The organism is uncultured Enorma sp. (genome assembly GCA_905210055.1).
Lineage (GTDB): Bacteria > Actinomycetota > Coriobacteriia > Coriobacteriales > Coriobacteriaceae > Enorma.
Genome location: CAJLVH010000179.1, coordinates 1 through 3,068 on the forward strand (window position 1 = coordinate 1; position 3,068 = coordinate 3,068).

Annotated in this window: 2 protein-coding genes; both read left to right on the forward strand. The window is 65.3% G+C overall.

The features are described 5' to 3' along the window. The coding region (locus QZ079_RS08850) for a YeiH family protein (protein WP_297037491.1) at positions 1 to 970 on the forward strand (970 nt) is incomplete at its 5' end. Positions 971 to 1,217: 247 nt separating this feature from the next. Then, positions 1,218 to 3,068: translation factor GTPase family protein (locus QZ079_RS08855; RefSeq protein ID WP_297037492.1), on the forward strand; the 1,851-nt coding region annotated here is incomplete at its 3' end.

Genomic DNA, 3,068 nt, shown 5'->3' on the forward strand with positions numbered 1-3,068 from the left:
CCCCATCCTCATCGGCATGGTGCTCGCGCTCGTGATGCCGGCTGCGGCGGGCGAATCGCTCCAGGCGGGCGTGAAGTTCACCTCGAAGAAGGTGCTCCAGTGGGCGGTCATCCTGCTGGGCTTCGGGCTCAACCTCGCGCAGATCGCTCGGGTGGGGCTCACGTCGCTGCCTATCATCGTTTCGACCATCGTCACGTCGCTCGTCGTGTCGTTCGTGCTTTGCCGCGCGCTCAACATCCCCGGCAAGATCTCGACGCTCATCGGCGTGGGATCGTCCATCTGCGGTGGTTCGGCCATCGCGGCGACGGCGCCTGTCATCGACGCAGACGATGAGGAGATTGCCCAGGCCATTAGCGTGATCTTCCTCTTCAACGTTATCGCGGCGCTCGTGTTCCCCGCGTTTGGTGGCGCGCTTGGCTTGACGAACGAGGGCTTCGGGCTCTTTGCCGGCACCGCGGTGAACGACACCTCATCCGTCACGGCTGCTGCGGCGGCATGGGATGGCATGCACCCCGGTGCGAACACGCTCGACTCTGCCACCATCGTGAAGCTCACGCGCACGCTCGCGATTATTCCCATCACGCTTGCGCTCGCGTTCTGGCAGGTGCGGCAGGCGAAGCGCGGCGCAGCGGGCGAGGGTGTGGCCGAGGCGTCGAACGAGGGCGCGCCTGCCGGGGAGAGCGCATCTGCCGGCACGTTCGAACTTAAGCACATCTTCCCGTTCTTCGTCATCTTCTTCGTGCTCGCAAGCGTCGTGACGACGGTCTTCGCGCTGCCCGCCGCCGTGACCGCGCCGGTGAAGGAGCTCAGCAAGTTCCTCATCATCATGGCGATGGCGGCGATCGGCTTCAACACGAACATCATGAAGCTCGTGCGTACGGGCGGCAAACCCATCCTCATGGGGCTCGCCTGCTGGGTCGCCATTGCGCTCGTAAGTCTTGGCATGCAGCACCTGCTCGGCATCTGGTAGCAGAAACCAACCGGTCGTTTGCCAAAGGGGACAGCCCTGCCAAAATCCCCCGTCCCTATTGGCAGGGCTGTCCCCTTCGGCAGAAAACGCTGCTCCATAGCGCATCTGCCGCGTCGGCGGAGCTTTGGTAGAATTGAAGACGGGCATTCAGGCCCAACACTTTGGGGACGGGGTCAAAAGTGTTGAATTCAACACTTTTGACCCCGTCCCCAAAGTGTCGAGTGCTGCAGGAATAAGAGGAGGCTGCGTGGCGGCTCAGGCGGTTATAGGGCTCTTGGCGCACGTCGATGCGGGCAAGACGACGCTCGCGGAGGCGATGCTGCACGCTTCGGGTGCCATCCGCGCTGCGGGGCGTGTGGACAAGGGCGCCTCGCATCTGGACACAGACTCAATGGAGCGGGCGCGTGGCATCACGATCTTCGCCTCGCAGGCCTCGCTCGACTGGGCGGGCGCGCACCTCATGCTCGTCGACGCGCCCGGACATGTCGATTTCTCCGCCGAAGCCGAACGCACGCTCCAGGCACTCGACTACGCGATTCTCGTGGTGGGCGCGAACGACGGCGTGCAGGGGCACACCGAAACGTTATGGGGTTTGCTCGAGCGCTATGCAGTGCCGACCTTTGTTTTCGTGAACAAGATGGATTTGGAGCATCCCGGCCACGACGTGCTCATGCGCGAGCTGCGCGAACGGCTTTCGACAGGCTGCGTGGACGGGGCGGCGCTCCTCGCGGGTTCTGAAGACGCGCTCGAAGAGGCGGCTGCGGCGGACGAGGCGGCGCTTGACGAGTACCTCGATTCCGGCACGCTTACTTCGACCACGCTTGCGCGCCTTGTGTCCGAGCGCTCCGTCGCTCCGTGCTTCTTTGGCACCGCGCTTCGCGAGGAGGGTGTGAAGGAGCTCCTCGATGGCGTTGCGCGCCTCATCGCCGAGCATGCGTGGCCGAAGGCATTTGCCGCCCGCGTGTACCGTGTGAGCAGGGGCGCGCGCGGGGAGCGGCTCGCGTGGCTCAAGGTCACGGGCGGTACGCTGCGGGCGAAGGCCCTGGTGGACGGCCGGGATCTGCGCGGGGAAGCGTGGACGGAGAAGGTCGACGAGGTGCGCCTCTACCAGGGGGCAAGCTTCGAGACGGTCGTCGAGGTTCCCGCGGGGCAGATATGCGCCGTGACCGGGCTTTCTCGTGCGGTGCCGGGGTGCGCGCTCGGCGCGGAGTCCGCTGGCGAGGAGCCGGTGCTCGCACCCGTCCTTTCGTATCAGGTGATTCCTTCCGAAGGCTTGGACGTCACCACGCTCGTCCGCGCGCTTCGCGAACTTGCAAGCGAAGACCCCTTGCTGGGCGTTGCCTGGCACGAGCAGCTGCAAGAGGTGCATGTGCAGCTTATGGGCGAGGTTCAGCAGGATGTGGTGCGCGAGCAGCTGCGCGAACGCTGCGGCATGGAGGTTTCCTTCGGTACGGGCGGCATCTTATACAAGGAGACGGTCGCGGCGTCCGTCGAGGGCGTGGGGCATTTTGAGCCGCTTCGGCATTATGCCGAGGTGCGGCTCATGCTCGAGCCCCTGCCGCGCGGTGCGGGCGTGGAGTTCGGCACGCGCTGCGCGGAGGATGACCTCGACCGCAATTGGCAGCGGCTCATCTTAACGAATGCCATGGAGCGCGACCATGCGGGCGTGCTTACCGGCGCTCCGCTTACCGATGTTCGGATAACGCTTCTTGCTGGTCGCGCGCACCTGAAGCACACCGAGGGTGGGGATTTCCGCCAGGCGACGTATCGAGCGATTCGGCAGGCGCTCATGTGCGCCCGTGAGCGCGGGGATTGCATGCTTTTGGAGCCGTGGTACCGGTTTCGCCTTACTGTTCCTGCAGAATGCGTGGGGCGCGCCCTCGCCGACCTTTCGCGGATGTCAGCGGAGTTCGCGCCTCCCGAGGCGACGGGCGAGATGGTGCATATCGAGGGTGCGGTGCCGGCTTCCGAGGTTGGCGAGTACGCGCTCGAGGTCGCGCGCTTCACGGGCGGGCGCGGCCAGCTCTCGCTTGCGTTCTCTGGATACCGCGCGTGTCATGATGCGGAGGCGGTCGTTGCGGCAGCAGATTACGACCCC